Genomic DNA, 25,323 nt, shown 5'->3' with positions numbered 1-25,323 from the left:
CATTTGAGTGAGGTGGCCAAAATGATCATGCAAACAATCAAGGCTTCGGTAGTGAAGTTCGCCAAAGACGAAGACGGTCTGACCATTGTGGAATACGCGGTGGCCGGCGGATTAATCACGGTAGCTGTTGCCGCAATGTTCACTCTCTTGGGCGGCGCGGTGAACACCAGAATCACAGCGCTGTGCGCTGCGGTCAAAGGCGCTGCCTGCTGATGACAGTAACCCACTGTGGTGGGGCGCGGTGATATCCACGGAGCAGCCGGTTTTACAGTTTCTCTGATCGACCGGCAACTCAATGAACTTCGCGCAGACCCCGCCAATGTATTTTCTGAGTCGTATGACCGCTGAAACGAGGTACTAAAAAATGAATCTGCAAACAATCAGAACTTCAATTACCAAGTTCGCCAAAGATGAAGATGGCCTGACCATTGTGGAGTACGCGGTAGCCGGTGGCTTAATTACGGTAGCTGTTGCCGCGATGTTTATTCTTTTGGGTGGCGCCGTGAACACCAGGATCACAGCACTGTGCGCTGCGGTCAAAGGTGCCGCCTGCTGATGACAACCACTCGTTGTGGTGGGGCGCGGTGATATCCATAGAGCAACCAGTTTTACAGTTCCTCTGATAGACCGGGCAACTCAATAGACTTCACGCTGTCCCCGCCAACGTACTTTCTGATCCATATCACGGCTGAAGCGAGGTATACAAAAATGAATCTGCTAACAATCAGAACTTCAATCACCAAGTTCGCCAAAGATGAAGATGGCCTGACAATTGTGGAATACGCCGTGGCCGGTGGATTAGTGACGGTAGCGGTTGCCGCAATGTTTATTCTTTTGGGTGCCGAGGTGAATACCAGGATTACAGCACTTTGCGCAGCGGTCAAAGGTGCTGCCTGCTAACGATAATCCCGGTTAGGGGGGGACGCGCCATGTCCATGGAATTGTTGGTAATGACTGTTTTACTGCTAGGACTATTGGGCGTGGCGGTGGTGAGCGATCTGCGTCGCCACCGCATTCCCAACATGCTGGTCCTGTTGGGCCTTGCCCTGGGACTGGGCGGTCAAATGTATTTAGGTGGCGTCAGCGGGTTGGGTGACAGCCTGTTGGGCATCCTGGTCTGTTTTGCACTGTTTCTGCCGATGTACGCCTTGGGTGGCATGGCCGCCGGCGACGTCAAGTTAATGGCCATGGTCGGCAGCTTTTTACCCTTCCATTTTGCATTGTGGGCTGCCTTGTTCAGCCTGATAGCCGGTGGCGTGTGCGGTTTTTTGATTGTGCTGTATCGCGGCCAGCTGCTTCAGACCCTGGGACGTTATTGGTTGATTCTGAAGGCGCAGGCCTATCTGGCGCCAACTTCAGATGAAGTAGCCAGCAAGCCTTTCCCTTATTCGATTGCAATATTGATAGGCACTTTAATCAGCGTCTACTGGCAACTGGTTGCCGGTGGATTCGGAGGCTAGTCATGCACATCATTGTCGATAGTGATGCCTACCCCAGCGCTCGGGGCGCGGTGCAACGACTGGCTCCCCAGCCGTGCACAATCCGCGAAACTGGACTGACAGACAGTTTCCTCGGCGAGTTGGTATGCAAGCACTTGTATGACGCTGGCGTGCTGGACATGCCGCGGCTGGTGGAGCGCCTGGCGCTGACCGGCGCCGTACTTGATGAAGTCCTGGCGTTTCTGCGCAAGGACGGTCGTGTCGAAGTGCTTGGCCAGTTGGGGTCGCAATCGACAAGTGGGCAAATGCTGCGTTATGGCCTGACCGAACGCGGTCGCAGCGCCGCCCGCGATGCCTTGTCGCGCAGTGGCTATATCGGTGCGGCACCCTTCCCGGTGGACACCTACCGGTCCCTGATCAAACTGCAAACCATTCACCATGGTCGCATCAACGCCAACGATATGCGCAATGCCTTTGCTGGCGTAGTGCTTACCGACAGCATGCTCGATCAGTTAGGTGTGGCGATGAACTCCGGGCGCGCCATTATGATTTATGGCCCCGCGGGTACTGGCAAGACCTACATCAGCCGTCGGTTGATCCGTCTGTTCACCGAGGCCATCTGGGTGCCTCATGCCATCGTCATCAACGAGTCCGTGATCGAGATCTATGACCCGCAAGTGCATCAGCGGTTCGAAGATAACGTTCAACAGAACAATCTGATGCTCAACGAAGGGATCGACCGTCGACTGCTGCGCTGCAAACGCCCGATCGTCGTCACTGGCGGTGAGTTGAGCATGGAGCAACTGGACGTTCGCTATGACACTAACACCCGTCAATACCAGGCTTCTTTGCAGCTCAAGGCCAGCAATGGCCTGTTCATCATCGATGACATGGGGCGTCAGCGCATGGCACCCGCCGAGCTGTTGAATCGCTGGATCGTCCCGATGGAAGAGAAGTGCGATTTCCTCAACCTGGGCGGCGGTCGGCATTGCGAGCTGCCGTTCGATCTGATTCTGGTGTTTTCCACCAACCTCAATCCCCTGGAGTTGGCCGATGAGGCCTTTCTTCGCCGGATTGGCTACAAGCTGCAATTCGGTTATCTGAAGCCTGAGGAGTACGAAAAGATCTGGCGTCAGGAAAGCGAGCGTCTGGGCGTGCCTTATGACCAGTTGCTGGTGCGTTATGTGCTGCAAAGGCTTTATGCAAGTGAAGGCATGCCCCTGGTGCCTTGCCATCCCCGCGATCTCCTGAGCATGGCGCTCGATCGTCAACGTTACATGGGCGGTTCCGGACCACTGTCACCGCAAGAGTTGGAATGGGCCTGGCACAACTACTTCGTCCAGCTCGACTTTCTTTGATACGGAGATACTGACATGAGCTCTCGTACTCTTTCCCTGATAGGCGTTTCCCTGGTCATGGGCCTTGGTGCTGCATGGATGGCCGACTCCTGGCTGAGCGCCCGGCTCAATGCCAGCCCGGATGATCACCTTCGAAGCGTAGTGGTCGCCACAGTAGAGATTCCATTCGGGCAGATGGTCGAGGCTCAGCAGGTCACGACCGTACGCATGCCCATGGATACGATCCCGGAAGACGCCTTCGACATGAGCGAAAAGGCTGTGGGCAAGATCGCAACGTTCGACATTCTGAAGGGCGACATTGTGCGCGGTGCGCGTCTGAGTGAGCACTTGGGTGGCAGCACTCTGGCTTCGCTGATTGCGACAGACAAGCGTGCCATCTCGGTACGGGTGGACGATGTGGTCGGTGTGGGCGGGTTCCTGTTGCCGGGTAACCGGGTCGATGTACTCGCGACCAAAACCACCAGTGCCGGCAGCAACAGCGCCGTGTCCAGGACCATCCTCGAGAACTTGCGGGTATTGGCGGTGGACCAGACGGCAGGTACCGACAAGACCCAACCGGTGGTGGTGCGTGCAGTGACGCTGGAAATGACGACCGCAGAGGCTGAAACCCTGGTCACGGCGCAAACGGAAGGGAAACTGCAATTGACCTTGCGCAATCCGCTGAACTCCGAGAAAAAAATCGCGGCCGTTGCACCTGTTGCGCCTGTCGCACCGGTCATGACGGTGGCCACCGCCACGGTGCCAAAACGCGTGGTGCAACGCAGCGGCGGCGAAAGTGGTGGGGCTGTCACCGTCATCCGCGGGGTCGAAACCAAAGTAGTCAACATTCGCTGACAGGTCGTAACAGGTCCTGGACACCAGGTCTTGGCGGAGCCGATCCGCATCAGTATTGGCAAATGAGGGCTTGATGATGAATCGTCGTATTCAGCAGCCGTTCACTGCGACGCCAAGGCGCCAGAAAGGATCGGTGAGTGTATTGATGGTGATCGCGTTGGCGATGATTGGCATGGTGGCCGCACTGGCTTTGGACGGCGGGCACATGATGCTGAACAAAACGCGCTTGCAGAATGCGGTGGACGCCGCGGCCCTGAGTGGTGCCAAAACCCTGAGTCAGGTGGAAGGTGGAGTCAATATTGCCAGTACGACGCGCACTGCCGCACTCAATACGCTGACGCAAAATGCGAATGCCACGGGCAACACAGAATTGGCAACGGCGGTTGGTGGCAACGCAGCCACATTCGCGGTGGTGGAACTGGCAAGCAGTGTCTATGGGCCGTTCACCTATCCCGGGCCAGCGAATGCCAAATACGTTCGGGTATCGGTACCGAGCTATAACCTGACCGGATTTTTCTGGAACTTCGCCCAGGTATTCGGTTCTGGCGGCCTGGGGGCCAAAGCGGTGGCGGCAATCGCCACTGCCGGACCCAGCCCTACCAGTCCTTGTGATCTCGCACCTTTGATGGTCTGTGGCGACCCGACTCAATACAACCCTGGCGCTGGCATGTTCTGGGGCTTCCAGTTTGGTGATTTGCAGGTATTGAAGACGGCTGCCGGCAATTCGTCGCCCATTGGTCCAGGCAACTTTCAGTTGCTCGATTTTGGTTCGGGCGGCAGTACGGTCAGAGAGGACCTGGCCGGAGGTGGCAAGGTCTGCCGCACTGTGGGGGACAACGTCCAGACCGCACCTGGCAACAAGGTCGGCCCTACCTCCCAAGGCTTGAACACACGCTTCGGCATCTACAACGGCCCGGTCAGTGCCTCGGACTATCCGCCGGACATGGTGACCGAATCCAGCAACCCCGCGATCACTTACGACGACTCGGTCACACCGGCACAGGCGAAGTACAAAGGGAAAACCGTCACCTCGAGCAACGGCAATCTCACGGCGGGCGGCGACGCGATATTTGACTACAACGACTGGCGCACGAGCGTTGCCGGGTGTGTGGCAGGGTCTGGCAGTGGTTGTGAGAGCCATGGCGTGTTCGAGCGCCGGATGATGAAAATTGTGGTCGGCAACTGCACTGGCAAACAAGGCGGTTCAACCTCGATCCCCGTCCTCGGTTTTGGCTGCTATTACGTGGTGCAACCAATGGATGGCGGTGGCGGGGACGCTCAGATCTTCGGGCAGTTCGTGAAGGAGTGCGAAGGCGACAACGTGGCCGGCCCTACGCCGTCAACCGATTCCGGCCCACAGATCATCCAGCTCTACAAAACCTATCTCAACGGCAGCGGTACTCCGAGCACTGACTCATAGGAGGCGTCATGAGACTTCACGCGTTTAAACATCCGAAGCGCCAGCAAGGCCTGGCCATGGTGGAATTCACCCTCGTCCTGCCGGTGTTGTTGCTGCTGTTACTGAGCCTCGGTGAGATCGGCCGCATGCTCTATCAGTACAACGTATTGCTGCAGGCCAGCCGTGATGCCGACCGTTTTGTCGCAAACCACGCCTGGGACTCGACGCTGGGGGCGGTCTCTCTGAGCAATGCCCTGCAGACCCAGACGAAAAACGTTGCGGTGTATGGCGTGCCTGCCAACACCGGCACCGCTGTGTTGTCCGGGTTGACGCCTGACAACGTGGTCGTCGCTGCGGTGGGCACCGACCATGTGCGAGTCACCATCACCTATACGTTCTGCCCGGTGATTGGCAGTGGCAATTGTGCCGGCTCGATTCCGGGTTTTTTTGGCAATCAGATTGCGCTGAACATTCCCCTGGTTGCCACTACCGTGATGAGGGCACTGTGATGAATAGAAAACACATGCGCGGAATCTATACGGTGGAGTTCGCGTTCGTTGGTCTGCTGGTGTTCACGCTGTTGTTCGGCGTGTTGGAAATGGGCCGCCTGTACTTCACGGTCAATGCACTGGATGAGGCCGCGCGCCGTGGTGCGCGCCTGGCAGCCGTCTGCAATATCAGCGATCCGGTGGTGTTGCGGCGGGCAATCTTCAATGCCGCGACCGACGCAGGTACGAGCCAGCTGATCAGCAATCTGGCCACCACTAATCTGACGTTGACCTACCTGGACGCAAATGGCGCCCTGGTGGCCAACCCAGCTGACCTGGTCAGCGCAAACGGCTTTCGTGCCATCCGCTATGTCCAGTTGAGTCTGCAAAACTTCGTTTTCAATCTGTTTATTCCCGGGTTCGGCGTGCCCATTACCTTGCCTGCATTCAGGGCAACGTTGCCACGCGAAAGTCTCGGGCGTCACTCTGATTCCGGGGAGATCACACCATGCTGAATATGAAGGAAACGCCGATTGCCAGTTCGACTGGCAAAACCGGGTTGCGGTTGCTGATCAGCAGCCGTGATGCCAACTCTTTACGCGATCTGCAGAGTGTCTGTCAGCGCATGCCTGGCCTGGAGGTCAGCACTCGCCTGGTGAGCAATGGACATGTTGACCCGCTCTACAGTCTGGACCGTATGCCCGATCTGTTGCTGTTGCGCGTCAGCCACCTGTGGCGCGAGGAATTGTCGGCACTGTTGCAACACCCGGCCCATGAGCGTCCGCCGATGTTGGTGTGCGGACTGCTGAGCGAACAGGAAGCCATGCGCCTGGCGATGCAGGCCGGTGCCCGGGACGTGCTGCCGGAGCCCATCGCCGAGACCGAACTGGTCGCCGCCATGAATCGGCTGGTCACGGAGGTTCGGAGCGGCAGTGGGGCTGACGGGAAATTGATCGCCGTGATGAGCGCAAAGGGCGGTTCCGGCGGAACGCTGGTGGCCTGCAACCTGGCACAACAGCTCAGCATGAAAGGCGGCAGTACCCTGTTGCTGGATATGGACCTGCAATTTGGCAGCGTGACGCATTATCTGGATGTGGCGCAGACGCACAGCCATCTGGAGGTGTTGCATCAGATCAACGGCATGGACAGCGTTGCGTTACGCGGTTTTTGCAGTCACTTCAGCCCGACCTTGCATGTGCTGGGCGGTCGGGCCGGTGAGCTGTGTTTGCCGCAGGATGCCCAACCCGAGCAACTTGACACCCTGTTGCAGTTGGCCCGCGCCAGCTATGGCTGGGTGGTGGTCGACCTGCCGCGGCAAATCGATCACCTCACCGGTTCTGTGCTGGAGCAGGTGGATCGGGTGTACGTGGTGGTGCAACAGAGCGTCAGCCATCTGCGCGATGCCAGCTCTCTGGTGCGGATTCTTCGCGATGACCTGGGTGTGCGCGGGGATCAATTGCAGATCGTGGTCAACCGTTATGACAAGGCCGCAGCGATCAGCCTTAAAGATATCGGCGAGGCGCTGCGCTGCACCAATCTGTCGAAATTACCCAACGACTTCAATCTGGTCAGCCAGAGTCAGAACACTGGCGTGCCGTTGGGGCTGCATGCGCCGAGGGCAGCGATTACTACTGCACTGCGCGACATGACCGAGGACCTGGTCGGTCAGCAAGTAGCCGGCAACAAAGGCTTGTTCAAACGCGCCTTCAACCGTGTTTTCGGGGGATGAACCATGATCAGCGACTTTCGTAACCGCTTGCGCAAACAGTCTGGTAAACCCGCCGCTGCCCAACCGGGCGACGATCTGCTGGATCCGCCAGAGGAAATAATGGCGTGGGAACGTGTGGCACCAGACGTTCTTTACGAAACCAAAAGCCAGGTCACCCCGGTGGAGGCGGAGTGGCGGGAAAAGATCTACCAGCAGTTGCTCAAAGTCATGGACCTGTCCTTGCTGGACTCCCTTGAACAGGCCGAGGCTGCTCGGCAGATTCGCGATATTTGCCAGCGCCTGCTCGATGAGCATTCGGCACCGGTGAGTACCGTCAGCCGCCAGTTGATCATCAAGCAGATCACCGACGAGGTGCTCGGCCTGGGGCCTCTGGAACCGTTGCTGGCCGATCACAGCGTGTCCGACATTCTGGTCAACGGCTCTGCCTCAGTCTATGTCGAGCGCTTCGGCAAACTGCAACGGACCGATGTGCGTTTTCGCGATGATCAGCATTTGTTGAACATCATTGACCGTATCGTCTCCAGCCTGGGGCGGCGTATCGACGAGTCCTCGCCGTTGGTGGATGCCCGGCTCAAGGACGGTTCGCGGGTCAACGCGATTATCCCGCCGCTGGCCATCGATGGCCCGAGCATGTCGATTCGGCGCTTTGCGGTGGACCTGCTCAATACCGACAGTCTGATCCAGGTGGGAACGTTGACCCCGGCCATTGCCCTGCTGCTCAAGGCGATTGTCCGTGGGCGCTTGAACGTGCTGATTTCCGGTGGTACGGGCAGCGGCAAGACCACCATGCTCAACGTGCTGTCCAGCTTCATTCCGCAAAACGAGCGGATTGTCACCATCGAAGACTCGGCCGAACTGCAATTGCAGCAACCCCATGTGGTGCGCCTGGAAACCCGGCCTTCGAACATCGAGGGCCGTGGCGAAGTGAGCCAGCGGGAGTTGGTGCGCAACAGCCTGCGGATGCGTCCGGACCGCATAGTGATCGGCGAAGTGCGCGGCGTCGAGGCGCTGGACATGCTGACTGCGATGAACACCGGCCACGACGGCTCGTTGACCACGATCCACGCCAACACCGCACGCGATGCGTTGGGGCGAGTCGAGAACATGGTGTCGATGACCGGGGCGACCTTTCCGATCAAGGCCATGCGGCAGCAGATCGCTTCGGCCATTGATGTGGTGATCCAATTGGAACGCCAAGAGGATGGCAAGCGCAGACTGGTCAGCGTGCAGGAAATCAACGGCATGGAAGGCGAGATCATCACCATGACCGAAATCTTTTCCTTCGTGCGCCATGGCATGGGCGAAAACGGCGAAGTGCTTGGTGATTACCGGCCCAGCGGCATGATCCCCGCGTTCCGCGATGTGCTGGCCAAGCGCGGCATCGAGTTGCCGCTTACGATGTTCAGGCCTGAATGGATGGAGGCACGGCAGTCATGAACAATATTCCTGGTGAATTCATTCTGATGTTCCTCGGCATGGTGTTTATCGCTGTGTTCCTCCTGTCTCAGGGGGTGGTGGTGCCGGTATTCGGCGAGGCCGGCAAGATGCGCAAGCGTATCCGCGGCCGTTTGCACGTTCTGGAGAAAGCCAACAACCTGCCCAATATGCAGACGGTGTTGCGACAGAAGTACCTGACGCGCTTGACGCCGCTGGAGGCCATGCTCGAGCAGTTGCCCTTTATGGCGAGCCTGACCCAGATGATCGAGCAGTCCGGTCATGAATATCGTGCTTATCGGGTGTTGTTGCTCGGGCTGTTCCTGGGCGCCTGTGCAGGTTTCTCGATCTGGATGATCTCGTCAGTCTGGTGGATGGCGTTGCTGGCGGGCTTCGGAGCGTTCTGGCTGCCACTGCTGAAAATTTCTCGTGACCGTGGCAAACGCTTCGCCGGGTTTGAGGAAGGCCTGCCGGATGCACTGGATGCCATCTGCCGTGCCCTGCGCGCCGGGCACCCGTTCAACGAAACCCTGCGCCTGGTCGGCGAGGAGCATAAGGGGCCGGTCGCTCAGGAGTTTGGCCTGACTTTCGCGGACATCAACTATGGCAACGATGTACGTCGGGCCATGCTCGGCCTGCTGGAAAGGATGCCGAGCATGACGGTGATGATGCTGGTGACCTCAATCCTCATCCATCGCGAGACCGGCGGCAATCTGACCGAGGTGCTGGAGCGTTTGAGTCGCCTGATCCGCGGGCGTTTTCGCTTCCAGCGCAAGGTCAGGACCCTGTCGGCCGAAGGGCGGATGTCAGCCTGGGTGCTGGTGTCGATTCCGTTCGTGCTGGCGATTGCGATCGTTGTCACAAGCCCCACCTACATGCCTGTGCTGCTCAATGATCCCATAGGCCACAAACTGATCATCGGGGCGTTTTTCGCCATGCTGCTCGGGATTTTCTGGATACGCAAAATCATTCGGATTCAGGTTTAAGCGGTATTCGCTACCGGGAGGTACAGGTCATGGACTTTTTGCTCGGGTTGTTCAGTCGGGTCACGGGAAGCGAGGAGGTGGCGCGCCTGTTGTTCCTCGGCGCGATCGGTTTGAGTACGGTGCTTGCAGTTGTCGCCGTGAGCTTGCTGATCTTGGGGCTTCAGGATCCGGTGCAGCGTCGTCTGGCGCTGATCAAGCGTGGTCATTTAGGCAACACCGCCGGGCAAGAAGCCCCGGGTAATCTGCAACTGTTACTGGAACGGGTCGGCCAGCGCTTTGCCTCGGCCGAATCGGCTCAGACCTCAGTCACCCAGACTTTATTGACGCATGCTGGGTACCGTTCCTCTTCAGCGGTGCAGATGTACTGGGCTGTGCGCTTGATGACGCCGCTGTTATTAGTCGGTATTACGTTGCTGCTATTGCCGATGATTCCCAGGGTTTCCCTGGCCATGGGGTTGCTGGTGGTGGTCTTGGCAGCCGGTATCGGATGGTTGCTGCCAGCGCTGTATGTCGCCAAGCGTAAGCAGTTGCGACAAGGTCGGTTGCGTGCCGCGTTTCCGGATGCGCTGGATCTGATGGTCGTGTGCGTGGAGTCGGGCCTTGCCTTGCCTACGACGATCGAACGGGTGGCTGAGGAGATGTCGGTCAGTCAGGTCGAACTGGCTGAAGAACTGGCCCTGGTCAATGCGCAAATCCGCGCGGGCATTTCCAGTACCGCGGCGCTCAAACAACTGGCTGTGCGCACTGGCCTGGATGACGTACAAGGGCTGGTCAGCCTGTTGGCGCAGAGTATCCGCTTTGGTACCAGCGTGGCCGATACCCTGCGCATCTATGCCGATGAGTTCCGTGACCGGCGTACGCAGGCCGCCGAAGAGATGGGGGCGAAAATTGGTACCAAGCTGATATTCCCACTGATTTTCTGTCTGTGGCCGAGCTTCTTTCTGGTCGCTATCGGCCCGGCCATGATTGGGGTACTCAAAGTATTCGGGTGAGGTAAAACGGGCGGAGGCTATCGAGTGCGATGGCCTTGCCCCCCGAGCCTGATCTGCACTTTCCTGTCATGGACCCACACATTTCCCGCCGCGGGATCATCCAACCAGGGTTGGATAATGTGTAGAGACTACTTTCCTGAACACGACATCAAGCCCGGCTTTGCAGCCAGGCTACTCTGGACTACGCCAGAGGCTGATCACCCATCGACATGCCTCAGTTGCCGCTACTCATATCTCCCCCAGCATCCTGTTCAAAAAACATCGGAATCGGGAAGTTGAAGCTATTCAGCCAGCGCTGCATGGCCAGTTCACGTTCGGCGGCCGAAGCGGTTTGCAGATTAGGGGAGGCAACCACACCTCGAATCTGCAATTGCAACCACTGTTCGGTGCCTTGTTGGTACGGCGAAGAGGGGCCCGGCTCAATAGCCCAGGCAGTGGTGGACAGGCAAGCCATGCACACGATCAACAGCCTTTTGGTCTTCATCTCGATTCCTCGTACGTTCTACTTGTTCGCACTGGAAGAGGCATCGGCTACTTCCGTCTTGCGATTCCCCTCGGTAGCCACCACTTTTTTGGCGGAGGCCTTGAGTTTTTCCGCGCGGGTTTGAGCTTCGGCGACTTGCTTGGGGCTCAAGTCGGCGCGGGTCACCAGGTCAGCAGCCGACTTCCAGTTATCCTGGTAGATCAGCAGCGTCACCATATTGAGTGCCGCCAATGTGTTTGCCTGCTTGAGCTCCATGGCGGTCATGAACTCAAAGCGTGCTTCAGGGATCCGTCGCTGATTGAGGTAGACGACCCCTAGGTCATTTCGCATCCTGTCGTCGGTGGGGGCCATCTTCACCGCACGCTCAAGGTGAGTGGCAGCGGAGGCGTTATCATTTTTGGCGGCGGCCAACTGGCCCAGGCCATGTTCCCCTTCAGCCGTCAGACAGGTGCCGAGCAAGCTTTCGTACAACGGCTGCGCGTCGCCGCTACGCCCCATCATGCGCAACACCCGAGCCTTGCGCAGGCGAACCTGGACCAGGTCATCGGGCAAACCTTCCAGATTCGCCAGGCTGGCATACAAACGGCCTTCGTCGGCCATGTTGTCGGCCAGGTTCAGGGCCAGTTCCTGCTCCGAACCGGGCTTGGCACAGCTGGGCGGTCGCGAAGTCAGGCCATTACTGGCGCAACCTGCGAGCATTAACGTCGTCGCTATTGCAATGACTGCTTTCATCGTATGTCCTCTGGCTACAACAGGTTGAACGCCCGGCCAATGGCAATGAAGCTGGCCCGGCAGGCGTTCAACGTCACCGTTACGAGTGAGGGCGAGGCGAGTCTGGTTCAGGCTCCGGATCATTGCGAGAGACCGCTGAGACTGTCGAAGTCGCCATTTTCCAGGAAAAACATGCGGTAGAAGTTCGGGTCGTAATTGCGCAGCTGTTCGCCAGGCAATGACGGTAGTGTTGCATTGGCAGCCAGTGGCTGGACCAGATGGGGGGTGACGATCATCAGCAGTTCGCGCTCTTCACGGTTGATGGTGTTGTCGCGGAAAAATGCGCCCAGAACCGGGATATCGCCCAGCCCCGGAAACTTGTTCACCTGGGAATTGTTGCGGGAGCTGATCAGGCCGCTGATGACGAAGCTCTCGCCGTCGGCCAGGGAGATGCTGGTATCGGTACGGCGCACGCTCAGGGCCGGGACTATCGTGCCGGCGATGCTCACGGCGTTGGTGAAGTCCAGTTCACTGACTTCCGGCGCCACCTTCAGCGCGATACGATTTTTCCCGACGATGGTCGGCGTCAGCGTCAGGCGGATACCGAACTCCTTGTACTCGATGGACACGTTATCGCTGCCTGAACTGGGCACCGGAATCGGTATTTCACCGCCGGCCAGGAAGCTCGCACTCTGCCCGCTGAGCGCTACCAGGCTTGGCCGCGCCAGGGTGTAGGCGAAACCACTGCCTTCCAGCGCATTGAGTGCCACCAGGGTACTGCCGGTAGCAAACGTGAGGTTGAAGTTGTTGTTGTTCACCGGTATCGCGGGCGTGACAATGCCGCCGATGGTGGGCAAGGTTCTCGGCGAGCCGAACAGGAAGTTGCCACGGATGCCGAAAATCGAGGCGGAAGCTTCCTTGAGCTTGGTCCGGCTGACTTCGACGAAACGGATATCGGTCTGCACCTGGCTCGGCAGCAGCGGGTCGTCGGAGGGCACCGACGGCACGCTGGTCAGTGCCGATGTGGCTTTACCCTTGACGAACACCATGCTTTGGCGCGGCGTTTTCGAACAGGCAGTCCAGACCATCAGGCTGGTGGTCCCCGGTGCAATGCCCGTGAGTATGAACGCGTTGTTGCCGCTGGGTTGCACGTCGGCAATTTTCGGGTCACCCACCGCCAGTTGCGTTACCGGAACGGGGCTGCGCAGTTCATTCTGCAGCCCCTGACCGACCTCGAACGTTGTCGACCAACTGTCCAGTTGCGAACAATTGGCAGGTGCGGCCTGAGCCGCATTCACGCTGAGGCCCGTCCAGAACAGGCCATGGATAATTTTCTTGAAAGCGGGCGCGGGACGAAGGCTCATTTAATGCATCCTCACTGGATAGGCCATCTATAGGCAGACAAAGTTGTCTCTGATCACTTCACGGGGATCGGACTATCCCCCCCAATGCGCCACACCACTTATCGATGGCTTTGGCGTTATTCCTTGCGTGCAACACACGAGCGGGCGCAGTTCGCTGACCGGGCTGAACAGCGAGCGACCTTTGCTAAAACGGTTTTTAGTGAGGCGGTTACCTGGACTGCGCGCCAGAGTGACGCTGGCAGTTACGGACGCTACTGTCCGCCGACCTGCCCCCCCCGAAAAGTAAACGGCCATGTAGGTACAGAGCCGGAATACGCCTGCCATGATCATAGTGAGCTAACTCCTTTTGCCAATCTGATCATTGAAGCTAACTTGGAAACTGGAGCCGTTATGACTTCTTATTGTTTGACGGTAGTTCAATCAAACCAAAGTGCCATGATTTTTAAAAAAAACCATGGGTGCAAAAGCTGTAGAAAGGCAGGTGGGTGAGCGGTGCAGGCAAGGTCGTAGCGCAGTGCGATTGGCTGATACCGAGGGGGAAATGAAGGAAAAAAAAAGACCTATCAGTCAGGCTGAACGGGCCTTTTTCATGTCTCAACCTGCCTTCAACTGCAAATGCCCATGATCGGAAACGGTCGTTGCGCCTGCACCAGATCCGGCATATCCCGCCACTTGATCCACGCCGAATCTTGCCAGTGCAGCAGCGGCACCGAGAGGCCGCCCCATCAAACGTCCCAGGTCCTATGGTGGTGCGGATGCGCCATGTTGATGATTGACCGGCTTCGACCCCGGGCCGCTGATTTGGCAGCGACGGGACAAAGCCTATCGGTCAGGCGCTCGCGGCGCCAAGCCTACTCTGGCGATGCTTGTCGTAGGAATCAGAGTCTTTTCAGGAAGGCTCGATCTGTAGGAATTTCCTGTTTTTACTTGAAGTGCAGAGGCACCGCGCCGCACAGCTAGTTTTTCCTATAGGTTTTCCGCTTTCAGTCATGAACTGCGGGTTTACTGCATGTTGATCGAATTTTCAGTGGCCAATTACCGCTCCTTCCGCGAGAAGAAAACCTTAACCATGGCCGCAACGCCGCGCCTGAGTAAAAAACGTAACGTGTTCAAGTCACCTGTAGAGGGAGAAAAGCTGCCTGACTTGTTGAAAGTGGCCGCCATTTACGGACCCAACGCGTCAGGCAAATCTTCGCTGGTCCGGGCCATGGGAATCATGGGCCATTTGCTTGCTTCTTCAGCCTCGTCAAATGACGAACCTCTCCCGGTATCACCGTTTCGTTTCGACTCGCAACTCAAGAACACCCCCAGCTTCTTTGAATACAACTTCATCCAGAGTGGGCTTCGCTATCGGTTTGTTCTGCGCATGACGGCACAGCGGATAACCGAAGAGCAATTGGTTTCATACCCAAAAGGCAAAGAAACGCTGCTTTATGAACGTCGTTTCGATGAGGAGGGCGAGAAGTATGTTTTCGGCCCAAGCCTTGAGGGCGGCAAAGAAGTGCATAAAGCCTGGCAACGCCTGACCAGCCCCAAGATGCTGTTTATTTCGCAGGCCGTTGCAAACAGCAGCGAAGAGCTGACGCAGTTGCGTCGGCCGTTCAGCTGGTTTCAAACCGGCCTTCTCGTAATTGAGCAGAACAACATGATTGGCCTGTCTGCCGCATCGATCAGGTTTCTGCAGATGGCGTCGAATTACACGTGCGACTTACGAGACTTTCTAAAAGCAGTGGATATCCCGGTGACCAATATTCAGCTCAATACCGACGCGGACTCCGTCCCGACGGACAAAAAACTCACGCTTAAGGAATTTTTCGCTGCGGCCCAAAAAGACAAAGTGACCCTGACGCATACAAGTCTTTTGGGAGGCGCCGACTTCGATTTTTCGGAGGAGTCGGGCGGCACCAAAAACCTGATTGGGTTCTGGTTACCGTGGTTCATGATCAATCACGCAGACGGGAGCGGGGTGCTGTCTGTCGATGAACTGGACAGCAGCCTGCATCCCGCCATCGTCGCGGAGTTGATTGAGAAACACCTGGACAGCGGGCGGGACACTCAGTTGATTTTCACTACTCACGACATGCACTTGATGGATGCCAAGACGCTTCGACGCGATCAGTACTGGATCACCGAACGCGATGCCAATGGTTCAACCGATCTGTTTTCGGTTCACGATTTTGAGGGGCGAGAAGGCGAGGATATCGAGAAACGCTATTTTGAGGGGCGATACCGCGGTCTACCGCTGATAAGGCGGGGATGACCATGGTGCGCTCGGCAAGATCATTTGATCGAAAGGCACCGCGATTTAAACCTCAACCTAAAGTGTTGGTGCTCTGTGAGGACAGCCAGTCAGGAAAACGATATCTGCAAGAGGCCGCATTTTATTTTCGCGCCAACGCCCTGGTTGAGATCGTCCACTGCGGAGTCACACACCCAAGCGGCATCGTGGAAAGAGCCATTGCACGTCAGAAGTGGTTCGACAGGGTGTTTTGTGCACTGGATCGCGATACGCACCCATGCTTTGAACGAGCCATCGATATGGCGAAGGCGCATCCAAAAATCCACGTTATTGCCTCATACCCCTGTTTTGAGTTTTGGCTACTTCTGCACTTTGGATTCAATCGAAAGCCGTTCAGAGCTGTTGGGAAAAACTCTCCGGGCGACTTGGTGACCAGGAGCCTCAGAGAAAAACCAAGTATGGATAAATACGAGAAGGGCAAAGACACCAACTATTTCGCTCAACTGCTGGGCGAGCCGTTCCAAAAGGCGAGAACCCTGGCCCCCAAGGTTCTTGAGGACGTCGCGGTTAGTGGCGAACCCAACCCCAGCACCGAGATTCATTTGCTGATGGATGAATTCGAAGCACTCTCCAAACCGCAGACTCTCTAGCAACATGAAGCCTGCCCACATTGCTGCGGGCAGGCTGTCGATTGAAGAGCAAATGCCTTAGTGACTAACCTTCCAGGCATCCCCCGCAGGCGCCGTACCATGGTCATACGGCTTGGCAATCCACATATAAACCAACCCCAAGCCAATCACGATCGCCGTGCTCAGCACCATCGCATAGTTGATGTACCACGCCGCATCCGGTGTGCGCGGCCAGGCCATGTTGATGATGGCGCCGACGCCGTAGACCAGCGCGCCGATGTTCACCGCCCAGCCCCAGGCGCCGAGGGTGAATTTGCCGCTCGGTTTCCAGCCTTTCAGACGGGCATAAAGGGCTGCGAGGACGATCATCTGGAACGCGAGGTAGATGCCGATCGCTGCGAAACTGACGATGGTGGCCACGGCGTCTTGCAGGAAGAAGCCCAGAATGATGATCAGCGCCGGCAGGACGCCGGAGACGAACAGCGCAGCAACCGGAACCTGGGTTGTAGGTGAAATCTTTTTCAGCAGTGAGCTGCCGATGACCATTTCGTCCCGGGCGTAGGAATACAGCAGACGACTCGCCGCCGCTTGCAGGCTGATGACGCAGGAGATGAAGGAAATCATCACCACGCCCATGACCATTTTCGAACCGACCGGGCCGAAGGCGTTGTTGAGGATGGTGCCGACCGGGTCTTTGTCGGTGCCGTTGATCACCGCTTGCATGTCCGGCACGGCGAGGATCAGCGCCAGGCAAGCAAACATCGCCGCAACGCCGCCGATGTAGATGGTCATGCGCATGGCCACCGGGATTTTCTTGCTCGGGTTCGGGGTTTCTTCGGCCACGTCGCCGCAGGCCTCGAAGCCGTAGTACAGGAACATCCCCGCCAGCGAGGCGGTGAGGAAGGCCGGCAGATAAGAGCCGTCAACGCTGATGTCGAAGGTGTTGAACAACACGCTGATCGATTGATGACGTTCGAAAACCAGCAGGTACATGCCGACGATCACCGCGCCGACCAGTTCGCAGAGGAAGCCGAACATGGCGATTCGCGCCAGCACTTTGGTGCCGCTGAGGTTGACCAGCGTGGCGAACAGGGTCAGCACCAGGGCGATGACGATGTTGGTGTTGTTGCTCGGTTCGAAGCCCATCATCGCGGCAAGGTAAGGCCCGGCACCAACCGCAACGGCGGCGATGGTCACGCACAGGGCGATGGAGTAGATCCAGCCGACCATCCACGCCCAGCGTTTGCCCACCAAACGGCGAGCCCATGGGTAAACACCACCAGAAATCGGGAACTGCGAGACCACTTCACCGAAGATCAGGCACACCAGCAATTGGCCGCAACCGACCAGCAAATACGCCCAGAACATCGGTGGTCCACCGGCGGCCAGGCACAGGCCGAAGAGGGTATAAACCCCTACGACCGGTGAGAGGTAAGTGAAGCCCAGGGCGAAGTTTTCCCACAGGCTCATGCTGCGGTTGAAGTTGGAGGTGTAACCCAGCTTTCGGAGTTGCTCGGCATCGCTGTCGGCAACGGCTGCGGAGAATTCAGGTAGTGCACTCATGGTGTGTTAGCTCCGGAAAATCGGCAGATTTCGGATGTCCGAAACCGTGACAGGGCCGTGATGGCGCTGCCCGGATCGGTGGTTATTGTTTTTTTGGTCTGGCGTTGAAGCCTGGTGGTGCGTATTGACGGTTTCTACCTTGAAACCGAGGTGACACCATCGCCAGCAAGCTGGCTCCTACAGATTTTGTGCCGTGCGCCAATGATGTGAACGGCGCAAAACATTGTAGGAGCCGGCTTGCCGGCGATGCTTTTAGTGCTTGAACATCACATGCCGCACAACGGTGTAATCCTCCAACCCATACATCGACATGTCCTTCCCGTACCCGGACAGTTTCTGACCGCCATGGGGCATTTCGCTGACCAGCATGAAGTGCGTGTTCACCCAGGTGCAGCCGTACTGCAAGCGTGCCGACAGGCGATGTGCGCGGCCGACGTCCGAGGTCCACACCGACGACGCCAGGCCGTAGTCCGAATCGTTGGCCCAACCGAGCACCTGAGCTTCATCGCTGAATTTGGTCACCGACACCACCGGCCCGAATACCTCGCGGCGGACGATTTCGTCGTCCTGCTGTGCATCGGCCAGCACCGTTGGTTCGAAGAAGAAACCGTTGCCTTCAACTGCCTTGCCGCCAGTGATCAGGCGAATGTGCGGTTGCGCTACGGCGCGGTCGACGAACCCGGCTACCCGGTCGCGATGCTGCGCGGTGATCAGCGGGCCAAGTTCGGTCGACGGATCATCCTGCACGCCGTACTTGATGCTGCTGACTGCCGCGCCGAGCTTCTCGACGAATTTTTCGTAGATGCCGGCCTGTGCGTAGATGCGGCACGCGGCGGTGCAGTCCTGGCCGGCGTTGTAGAAGCCGAAGGTGCGAATGCCTTCCACGGCGGCATCAATGTCGGCATCGTCGAAGATGATCACCGGGGCCTTGCCGCCCAGTTCCATGTGCATGCGTTTGACGCTGGCGGCGGTGCTGGAAATGATGTTCGAGCCAGTGGCGATGGAGCCGGTCAGCGACACCATGCGCACTTTAGGGTGGGTGACCAGCGGGCTGCCTACGGTAGGACCACGGCCGAATACCAGGTTGAGTACGCCGGCCGGGAAGATTTCCGACGCCAGTTGTGCCAGGCGCAGCGCGGTCAGCGGGGTTTGTTCCGACGGCTTGAGCACCACGGTATTACCGGCGGCGAGGGCCGGGGCGATTTTCCAGGCGACCATCATCAACGGGTAGTTCCACGGCGCGATGGAGGCGATCACGCCCACCGGGTCGCGGCGGATCATCGAGGTGTGCCCGGCCAGGTATTCACCGCCTGCCGAACCGCTCATGCAGCGGCTGGCGCCGGCGAAGAAACGGAACACGTCGGCAATCGCCGGGATTTCGTCGTTCAGCGCAGCGCTGTAGGGTTTGCCGCAGTTGTCGGATTCGAGTTTGGCCAGCTCTTCGCCGTGTGCTTCGATGGCGTCGGCAAGTTTGAGCAGTAACAGCGAGCGCTCTTTCGGCGGGGTGTGCGACCAGCTTTCGAACGCGGCATCGGCAGCGCGTACGGCAGCGTCGACCTGGGCTTCGCTGGCTTCGTTGATTTCCACCAGCACACGACCGAGGGCCGGGTTGAACACCGGTTGGGCGGGGCCTTCGCCGTCGAGCAGTTGGCCGTTGATCAAGAGTTTGGTTTGCATGGCGTTGTCCTCTTTGAATCTATTATTTTTCTGCCGAAACCGGATCCTGTGTAGGAGCGAGGCTTGCCCGCGAAGCTTTTGGCGCTCTCGAGGACGCCTTCGCGGGCAAGCCTCGCTCCTACACAGGATTCGGTTTCTACAGTGGATATTGAGTTGTTCGTTACTTCCCGCCACTCCCCGCCACGCTTTCACCACCACGGGTCAGGTAATAGGCGCCGAGAATCGGCAGCATGGTCACCATCATCACCAGCATTGCGACGACGTTGGTCACCGGCACGTCCCGTGGGCGGCTGAGCTGGTTGAGCAGCCACAGCGGCAGGGTGCGTTCATGGCCGGCGGTGAAGGTGGTGACGATGATTTCGTCGAACGACAGCGCAAACGCGAGCATGCCGCCGGCCAGCAACGCCGAGCCGAGGTTCGGCAGGACGATGTAGCGGAAGGTCTGCCAGCCATCGGCGCCGAGGTCCATCGAGGCTTCGATCAAACTGTGTGAAGTGCGGCGCAACCGGGCGATGACGTTGTTGTAGACGATCACCACACAGAAGGTCGCGTGGCCGACGATGATGGTGAACATCCCCGGCTCGATGCCCAGCGTCTTGAAGGTCGCCAACAGCGCGATCCCGGTGATGATCCCCGGCAACGCGATCGGCAAAATCAGCATCAGCGAGATGCCTTGCTTGCCGAAGAAATCCCGCCGGTACAACGCCGCCGACGCCAGCGTGCCGAGCACCAACGCGATCAACGTCGCGACGGAGGCGATCTGCAGCGACAGCTTGATCGCTTCCAGTACATCCGGCCGCGCGAACGCCACGCTGATCCACTTCAGGGTGAAGCCCTTGGGTGGAAAGCTGAACGCCGCGTCTTCGGTGTTGAACGCGTAGAGGAAGATGATCAGGATCGGGAAGTGCAGAAACACCAACCCGCCCCAGGCTGCGATGCGCAGACCCAAAGAAGCTTTCTCAGAGTGCATCGAAGGCCCCCAGTCGTTTGACGATGGTCAGGTAAATGGCGATCAACACAATCGGCACCAGCGTGAACGCCGCGGCCATTGGCATGTTGCCGATCGCGCCTTGTTGGGCGTACACCATGCTGCCGACGAAGTACCCCGGCGGGCCCACCAGTTGCGGCACGATGAAGTCGCCCAGGGTCAGCGAAAACGTGAAGATCGACCCGGCGGCGATGCCCGGAATCGACAACGGCAGAATCACCTGCATAAAGGTCTGGCGCGGCTTGGCGCCGAGGTCGGCGGAGGCTTGCAGCAACGACGGCGGCAGGCGTTCCAGCGAGGCCTGAATCGGCAGGATCATGAACGGCAGCCAGATGTAGACGAACACCATGAAGCGCCCCAGGTGCGAGGTCGACAAGGTGCTGCCACCCACGCCCGGAATGCCCAGCACAAATTGCAACACCGGCTCCAGTCCCAAGTGTTGAACGAACCACTGCGCCACGCCGCCCTTGGCCAGCAGCAACGTCCACGCATACGCCTTGACGATGTAACTGGCCCACATCGGCATCATTACCGCGATGTAGAAAAACGCCTTGGTCTTGCCGGTGGTGTAGCGCGCCATGTAGTAGGCAATCGGGAACGCGACAATGGCGCTGGCAATCGAGACCACGACGGCCATGCTCAGGGTGCGCAGAATGATGTCGAAGTTCGACGGCTGGAACAGCGCGGTGAAGTTCGCCAGGGTCAGGTCGGGCGTGACCGCCATGGTGAAGTCGTCGAAGGTGTAGAAGCCTTGCCACAACAGCACCAGCAGCGAACCGAGGTAAATCGCGCCGAACCACAACAACGGCGGCACCAGCAGCAGCGACAGGTAAAAGTTCGGCCGGCGATACAGCAGGTTGGAAAACCTGCGTAACGGCGAGCCGCCGGCCGGGGTTTGAGGGAGAGCCACGCTGGTCATCTCACACCCCGCCGGCAACGGTGTCGTGCAGCGGGATCATCGCTTCCCGTGCCCAGCGTGCGCTGATGCGTTGCCCGGTCTGATGTTGCGCGCTGACGTCCAGCCATTGATTGTTGGCCTGGCTGATGTTCAGGGTCTGGCCGTTTTCCAGCTTCAGTTCATAACGGGTGGCGCTGCCCTGGTACTGAACGTCGTGGAGCAAACCACTGACTTCGATTTCGTGGCTGGCCAACGGGCCGTCGGCGAAACGCACGTGTTCCGGGCGAATCGAAAACGGCTGCGGATTGCCGCTGAGCTGCTGCGCCAGATCGCCGCGAATCACGTTGGAGGTACCGACGAATTCCGCGACAAAAGTGGTTGCCGGTTTCATGTAGAGGTTGCGCGGGGTATCGACTTGTTCGATGCGCCCCTTGTTGAAGACTGCCACACGGTCAGACATCGACAGCGCTTCGGTCTGGTCGTGGGTGACGAAGATGAAGGTGATGCCGAGCTGGCGTTGCAGCTTTTTCAGCTCGCTCTGCATTTGCTCGCGAAGCTTCAAGTCGAGGGCGCCCAGCGGTTCGTCGAGCAGCAGCACCCGTGGGCGATTGACCAATGCGCGGGCCAGGGCCACACGCTGGCGCTGACCGCCAGACAGTTGCACCGGTTTGCGCGCGCCGTAGCCGCCGAGGGCGACCATGTCGAGGGCTTCTTCAGCGCGTTTCTGGCGTTCAGCCTTGCCGACGCCTTTGACTTTCAAACCGTAGGCGACGTTGTCGAGTACGTTCATGTGCGGGAACAGGGCGTAATCCTGAAACACCGTGTTGACGTCACGCTCGTACGGCGGCAGCCCGGCGGCTTCATTGCCGTGAATCCGGATCGAGCCTGCGCTCGGTTGTTCGAAACCGGCGATCAGGCGCAAACACGTGGTTTTGCCCGAGCCGGAAGGGCCCAGCATGGAGAAGAACTCGCCGTCCTGGATGTCGATGGAAACCCGGTCTACGGCTTTCACTTCGCCGAACAGACGGGAAACGTTGGTGAACTGGACTGCAAGCGTCATGGTGCGGTGCTCCGAAATATCAAATCTGAAAAGCATCGCTGGCAAGCCAGCTCCTACAGGGGGTACGCGTACTTTGTAGGAGCCGGCTGGCCGGCGATAAGGTCCGAAGGACCTTCAGGCGTCAGCGACCGCCCATGATCGCGATGTAATCCTGGGTCCAGCGGCTGTACGGCACGAACTTGCCGCCTTCAGCCTGCGGGGTTTTCCAGAAGGCGATCTTGTCGAACTGGTCGAAACCGTTGGTCTTGCAGCCTTCGGCACCGAGCAGTTCGCTCTCTTTGCACCCCGCCGGAACCGACGGCAACGAACCGAACCAGGCGGCCAGGTCACCCTGGACTTTCGGTTGCAGCGAATGGTCCATCCACTTGTAAGCGCAGTTCGGGTGCTTGGCGTCGGCGTGCAGCATGGTGGTGTCGGCCCAGCCCGTTGCACCTTCTTTTGGAATGACCGAGGCCACCGGCTGCTTGTCTGCCACCAGACCGTTGACCATGTAGCCCCAGGTGCTGGACGCCACGACGCCTTCGTTCTTGACGTCACTCATCTGCACGGTCGCGTCATGCCAGTAGCGGTGGATCAGAGGCTGTTGCTTGCGAAGCAGGTCCAGCGCGGCCTTGTACTGTTCTTCGTTGAGCTGGTACGGGTCCTTGATCCCCAGTTCCGGCCGTTTCGCCTTGAGATAGAGCGCTGCATCGGCGATGTAGATCGGACCGTCGTAGGCCTGGACCCGGCCCTTGTTGGACTTGCCGTCCGGCAGGTTCTGTTCCTCGAACACCACACCCCAGCTGTCCGGGGCGGTCTTGAAGACGTTGGTGTTGTACATCAACACGTTCGGGCCCCACTGATACGGGGTGCCGTAGGTTTGTTTGTTGACGACGTACCACTGGCCATCCTTCAGGCGCGGGTCGATGTTCTTCCAGTTCGGAATCAACGCGGTGTTGATCGGCTGCACGCGTTTGCCAACGATCAACCGCAGCGACGCGTCGCCCGATGCGGTCACCAGGTCGTAACCGCCCTTGGACATCAGGCTGACCATCTCATCGGAAGTGGCGGCTGTTTTGACGTTGACCTTGCAGCCGGTTTCCTTCTCGAAACTGGTCACCCAGTCGTAGGCCTTGTCGCTTTCGCCACGTTCGATGTAGCCGGGCCAAGCCACGATATCCAGCTGACCTTCGCCGGCACCGACGGCTTTCAGCGGTTCGGCGGCCTGGATACTGGCGCTGGCCAACAGCGCTGTGGTGATTGCACTGAGCAGTGCGGTCTTGTGCACGAACATGGGAATTCCCTCTTCTTTAAATTATGGTCGGGGCAGTTTTGAACGTGGTTCAGCGTTGTAAACACGGCCCTTGTAGGAGCCGGCTTGCCGGCGAAGAGGCCTTTAAGCCTTGCGATGTCTTTCGGACGCCTTCGCCGGCAAGCCGGCTCCTACAAGGGATTCGCGGTGTTCCAGCGTTTCTGCGCTAATGCCTTTACGGCTAATTGTTAGCGTAGTGCGCTTTTATAAATGCTGTCCGTGGCGCGCCATGATGTGCCGCACCACGCTGTAGTCCTGAAGCGAATCGCTGGACAGGTCTTTGCCGTAGCCCGAGCGTTTCAGGCCGCCATGGGGCATTTCGCTGACCAGCATGAAATGGCTGTTGATCCAGGTGCAGCCGTACTGCAAGCGCGCGGCGACCTGCATCGCCTTGTCCAGGTTCTGGGTCCAGATCGAGGAAGCCAGGCCGTATTCCGAATCGTTGGCCCAGTCCACGGCTTGTTCGAGCCCATCGAAGCGGGTCACGGTGACCACCGGCCCGAACACTTCGCGCTGGACGATTTCATCGCTCTGCTTGCAGCCGGCCAGCAGCGTCGGTTGGTAATAGAAGCCGGCGCCGGAGTGCACGGCCGCGCCGGTCACGCGCTCGATGTGTGGCTGACCCAGGGCGCGTTCGACGAAACTGGCCACGCGGTCGCGCTGGCGGGTGCTGATCAGCGGCCCTATTTCGTTGTCGGCATCGCGTTTGCCGGCGAAGCGCAGGCTGCTGACCGCCGCGCCGAGTTCGGCCACCAGACGGTCATGAATGCCGGCCTGGGCATAAATGCGGCAAGCGGCGGTGCAATCCTGGCCGGCGTTGTAGTAACCGTACGTGCGCACGCCTTCGACCACCGCCTGAATGTCGGCATCGTTGCAGACAATCACCGGGGCCTTGCCGCCGAGTTCGAGGTGCGTACGCTTCAGGGTTTTCGCTGCGGCCTGCAGGATTTTTTGCCCGGTGACGATATCGCCGGTCAGCGACACCATGCGGATTTTCGGGTGGCTGACCAAGTGGCTGCCCACGCCTTCACCGCCGCCGCAAATAATGTTGATCACGCCGCGTGGGAGGATCTCGGCCAGCGCGGGCGCCAGGGCCAGGATCGACAGCGGCGTGTGCTCGGAAGGCTTGAACACCAGCGTGTTGCCGGCAGCCAGGGCCGGGGCGATTTTCCACGCGGCCATCATGATCGGGTAGTTCCACGGTGCAATCGAGGCGACCACGCCAATCGGATCGCGACGCACCATGCTGGTATAACCCGGCAGGTATTCGCCGCTGAGCTGACCGGTCTGGCAGCGCACCGCACCGGCGAAGAAGCGGAACACGTCGACCGTCGCGCTCAAGTCGTCCTGACGCGCCAGGTGCAACGGTTTGCCGCAGTTCAGGGATTCGAGGCGGGCGAGCAGGTCGGCTTGTTTTTCGATGGCATTGGCGATGTCCAGCAGCAGGTTCGAGCGCTGCTGCGGCGTGGTTCGCGACCAACTGGCGAACGCACGGTGCGCGGCGAGGATCGCGGCTTCGACTTGCTCGGTGCTGGCTTCGGCAATGTGCGTCAGCACTTCACCGGTGGCCGGGTTGAGGATTGGTTCGACAAAACCCTGACCCGCGACCAGTTCGCCATCGATCAACAACGCGGTGAACAACGGGGTCTGCGCGCCAGCCATTTTTCGGGTTCTCTTTTCTTGTGTGGCCATGCTGCTCCCTGTGACTGGGGCCCGGCCGTCTTATAGATGTTCCAAGACTAGTGCCCGGATCCGAGGTC

At 58.8% G+C, this 25,323-nt stretch carries 25 protein-coding genes and 1 pseudogene; 15 read left to right on the top strand and 11 right to left on the bottom strand.

Features of this window, described 5'->3' with window-relative positions; all coding sequences use genetic code 11:
* The first annotated feature begins 21 nt into the window (after positions 1-21).
* The 13 genes from KGB25_RS17195 (at position 22) to KGB25_RS17135 (ending at position 10,659) form a co-directional block, all read left to right on the top strand.
* Positions 22-213 (top strand): Flp family type IVb pilin, encoded by a 192-nt coding sequence (locus KGB25_RS17195; RefSeq protein WP_008042358.1) that lies wholly within the window; start codon positions 22-24, stop codon positions 211-213.
* 151 nt (positions 214-364) lie between these two features.
* Entirely contained in the window at positions 365-556 is a 192-nt protein-coding gene (locus KGB25_RS17190) for a Flp family type IVb pilin (RefSeq protein ID WP_008042357.1), read from the top strand.
* A 152-nt stretch (positions 557-708) separates the two neighbouring features.
* The gene (locus KGB25_RS17185) at positions 709-900 is read left to right on the top strand and encodes a Flp family type IVb pilin (protein ID WP_223435968.1); all 192 of its coding nucleotides are present in this window, start codon (positions 709-711) and stop codon (positions 898-900) included.
* A gap of 29 nt (positions 901-929) precedes the next feature.
* Positions 930-1,460: a prepilin peptidase gene (locus KGB25_RS17180; RefSeq protein ID WP_008029694.1), complete on the top strand. Its 531-nt coding sequence runs from the start codon at positions 930-932 to the stop codon at positions 1,458-1,460.
* A 2-nt stretch (positions 1,461-1,462) separates the two neighbouring features.
* Positions 1,463-2,797 (top strand): hypothetical protein, encoded by a 1,335-nt coding sequence (locus tag KGB25_RS17175; RefSeq protein ID WP_008029696.1) that lies wholly within the window; start codon positions 1,463-1,465, stop codon positions 2,795-2,797.
* A gap of 15 nt (positions 2,798-2,812) precedes the next feature.
* Entirely contained in the window at positions 2,813-3,631 is an 819-nt protein-coding gene (gene cpaB / locus KGB25_RS17170; RefSeq protein ID WP_008042355.1) for a Flp pilus assembly protein CpaB, read from the top strand.
* A 73-nt stretch (positions 3,632-3,704) separates the two neighbouring features.
* Positions 3,705-5,051 carry a TadE/TadG family type IV pilus assembly protein gene (locus KGB25_RS17165; RefSeq protein WP_223435966.1) on the top strand — a complete coding sequence of 449 codons (1,347 nt, stop codon included), beginning with the start codon at positions 3,705-3,707 and terminating at the stop codon, positions 5,049-5,051.
* A gap of 8 nt (positions 5,052-5,059) precedes the next feature.
* A complete protein-coding gene (locus KGB25_RS17160; RefSeq protein ID WP_008042353.1) occupies positions 5,060-5,539 on the top strand; it encodes a TadE/TadG family type IV pilus assembly protein in 480 nt (159 codons plus the stop codon).
* The gene (locus tag KGB25_RS17155; RefSeq protein ID WP_008029703.1) at positions 5,539-6,033 is read left to right on the top strand and encodes a TadE family protein; all 495 of its coding nucleotides are present in this window, start codon (positions 5,539-5,541) and stop codon (positions 6,031-6,033) included. The genes KGB25_RS17160 and KGB25_RS17155 overlap by 1 nt, the downstream gene beginning before the upstream one ends.
* Complete coding sequence (locus tag KGB25_RS17150) at positions 6,027-7,247, top strand: AAA family ATPase (protein WP_223435964.1); 1,221 nt, start codon at positions 6,027-6,029, stop codon at positions 7,245-7,247. The genes KGB25_RS17155 and KGB25_RS17150 overlap by 7 nt, the downstream gene beginning before the upstream one ends.
* Positions 7,248-7,250: 3 nt before the next feature.
* Positions 7,251-8,684 carry a CpaF family protein gene (locus KGB25_RS17145; RefSeq protein WP_008029707.1) on the top strand — a complete coding sequence of 478 codons (1,434 nt, stop codon included), beginning with the start codon at positions 7,251-7,253 and terminating at the stop codon, positions 8,682-8,684.
* Positions 8,681-9,667, top strand: a complete 987-nt coding sequence (locus KGB25_RS17140) for a type II secretion system F family protein (protein WP_008042351.1) — start codon at positions 8,681-8,683, stop codon at positions 9,665-9,667. Before KGB25_RS17145 ends, KGB25_RS17140 begins: the two co-directional genes overlap by 4 nt.
* Before the next feature lie 29 nt (positions 9,668-9,696).
* The gene (locus tag KGB25_RS17135) at positions 9,697-10,659 is read left to right on the top strand and encodes a type II secretion system F family protein (protein ID WP_008042350.1); all 963 of its coding nucleotides are present in this window, start codon (positions 9,697-9,699) and stop codon (positions 10,657-10,659) included.
* A 214-nt stretch (positions 10,660-10,873) separates the two neighbouring features.
* On the opposite strand, the gene KGB25_RS17130 is transcribed toward KGB25_RS17135, so the two are convergent.
* From KGB25_RS17130 to KGB25_RS17115, 4 genes and pseudogenes are all read right to left on the bottom strand, one after another.
* Positions 10,874-11,143, bottom strand: a complete 270-nt coding sequence (locus tag KGB25_RS17130; RefSeq protein WP_008042349.1) for a DUF3613 domain-containing protein — start codon at positions 11,141-11,143, stop codon at positions 10,874-10,876.
* Positions 11,144-11,161: 18 nt separating this feature from the next.
* Entirely contained in the window at positions 11,162-11,875 is a 714-nt protein-coding gene (locus KGB25_RS17125) for a tetratricopeptide repeat protein (RefSeq protein ID WP_008029716.1), read from the bottom strand.
* Positions 11,876-11,994: 119 nt separating this feature from the next.
* A complete protein-coding gene (locus tag KGB25_RS17120) occupies positions 11,995-13,218 on the bottom strand; it encodes a type II and III secretion system protein family protein (protein WP_223435962.1) in 1,224 nt (407 codons plus the stop codon).
* Positions 13,219-13,823: 605 nt separating this feature from the next.
* Positions 13,824-13,943, bottom strand: a pseudogene (locus KGB25_RS17115) (phage antirepressor protein); the annotation flags it as partial.
* Positions 13,944-14,227: 284 nt separating this feature from the next.
* Here KGB25_RS17115 and KGB25_RS17110 point away from each other — a divergent pair.
* Together KGB25_RS17110 and KGB25_RS17105 are read left to right on the top strand one after the other, a co-directional pair.
* A complete protein-coding gene (locus KGB25_RS17110) occupies positions 14,228-15,478 on the top strand; it encodes an AAA family ATPase (RefSeq protein ID WP_223435960.1) in 1,251 nt (416 codons plus the stop codon).
* 2 nt (positions 15,479-15,480) lie between these two features.
* Positions 15,481-16,107 carry an RloB family protein gene (locus KGB25_RS17105; protein WP_223435972.1) on the top strand — a complete coding sequence of 209 codons (627 nt, stop codon included), beginning with the start codon at positions 15,481-15,483 and terminating at the stop codon, positions 16,105-16,107.
* 57 nt (positions 16,108-16,164) lie between these two features.
* Here KGB25_RS17105 and KGB25_RS17100 read toward each other — a convergent pair whose 3' ends face one another.
* The 7 genes from KGB25_RS17100 to KGB25_RS17070 all read right to left on the bottom strand — a co-directional run bounded on the left by KGB25_RS17100 (position 16,165) and on the right by KGB25_RS17070 (position 25,255).
* Entirely contained in the window at positions 16,165-17,649 is a 1,485-nt protein-coding gene (locus KGB25_RS17100) for an APC family permease (protein WP_223435958.1), read from the bottom strand.
* Between the two features lie 252 nt (positions 17,650-17,901).
* Entirely contained in the window at positions 17,902-19,326 is a 1,425-nt protein-coding gene (locus KGB25_RS17095; protein WP_008029727.1) for a gamma-aminobutyraldehyde dehydrogenase, read from the bottom strand.
* 160 nt (positions 19,327-19,486) lie between these two features.
* Complete coding sequence (locus KGB25_RS17090) at positions 19,487-20,296, bottom strand: ABC transporter permease (protein ID WP_223435955.1); 810 nt, start codon at positions 20,294-20,296, stop codon at positions 19,487-19,489.
* Entirely contained in the window at positions 20,286-21,233 is a 948-nt protein-coding gene (locus KGB25_RS17085) for an ABC transporter permease (RefSeq protein ID WP_008042342.1), read from the bottom strand. Before KGB25_RS17085 ends, KGB25_RS17090 begins: the two co-directional genes overlap by 11 nt.
* Position 21,234: 1 nt before the next feature.
* Positions 21,235-22,272, bottom strand: a complete 1,038-nt coding sequence (locus tag KGB25_RS17080; protein ID WP_008029734.1) for an ABC transporter ATP-binding protein — start codon at positions 22,270-22,272, stop codon at positions 21,235-21,237.
* A gap of 121 nt (positions 22,273-22,393) precedes the next feature.
* Entirely contained in the window at positions 22,394-23,545 is a 1,152-nt protein-coding gene (gene ydcS / locus KGB25_RS17075; protein ID WP_008029736.1) for a putative ABC transporter substrate-binding protein YdcS, read from the bottom strand.
* Positions 23,546-23,767: 222 nt separating this feature from the next.
* The gene (locus KGB25_RS17070; RefSeq protein ID WP_207286432.1) at positions 23,768-25,255 is read right to left on the bottom strand and encodes a gamma-aminobutyraldehyde dehydrogenase; all 1,488 of its coding nucleotides are present in this window, start codon (positions 25,253-25,255) and stop codon (positions 23,768-23,770) included.
* Positions 25,256-25,323: the final 68 nt, after the last annotated feature.

The sequence above is a fragment of the Pseudomonas sp. BF-RE-21 genome, assembly GCF_019947305.1.
Taxonomy (GTDB): Bacteria; Pseudomonadota; Gammaproteobacteria; order Pseudomonadales; family Pseudomonadaceae; genus Aquipseudomonas; species Aquipseudomonas migulae.
This window is presented reverse-complemented; position numbering and strand designations above follow the sequence as displayed.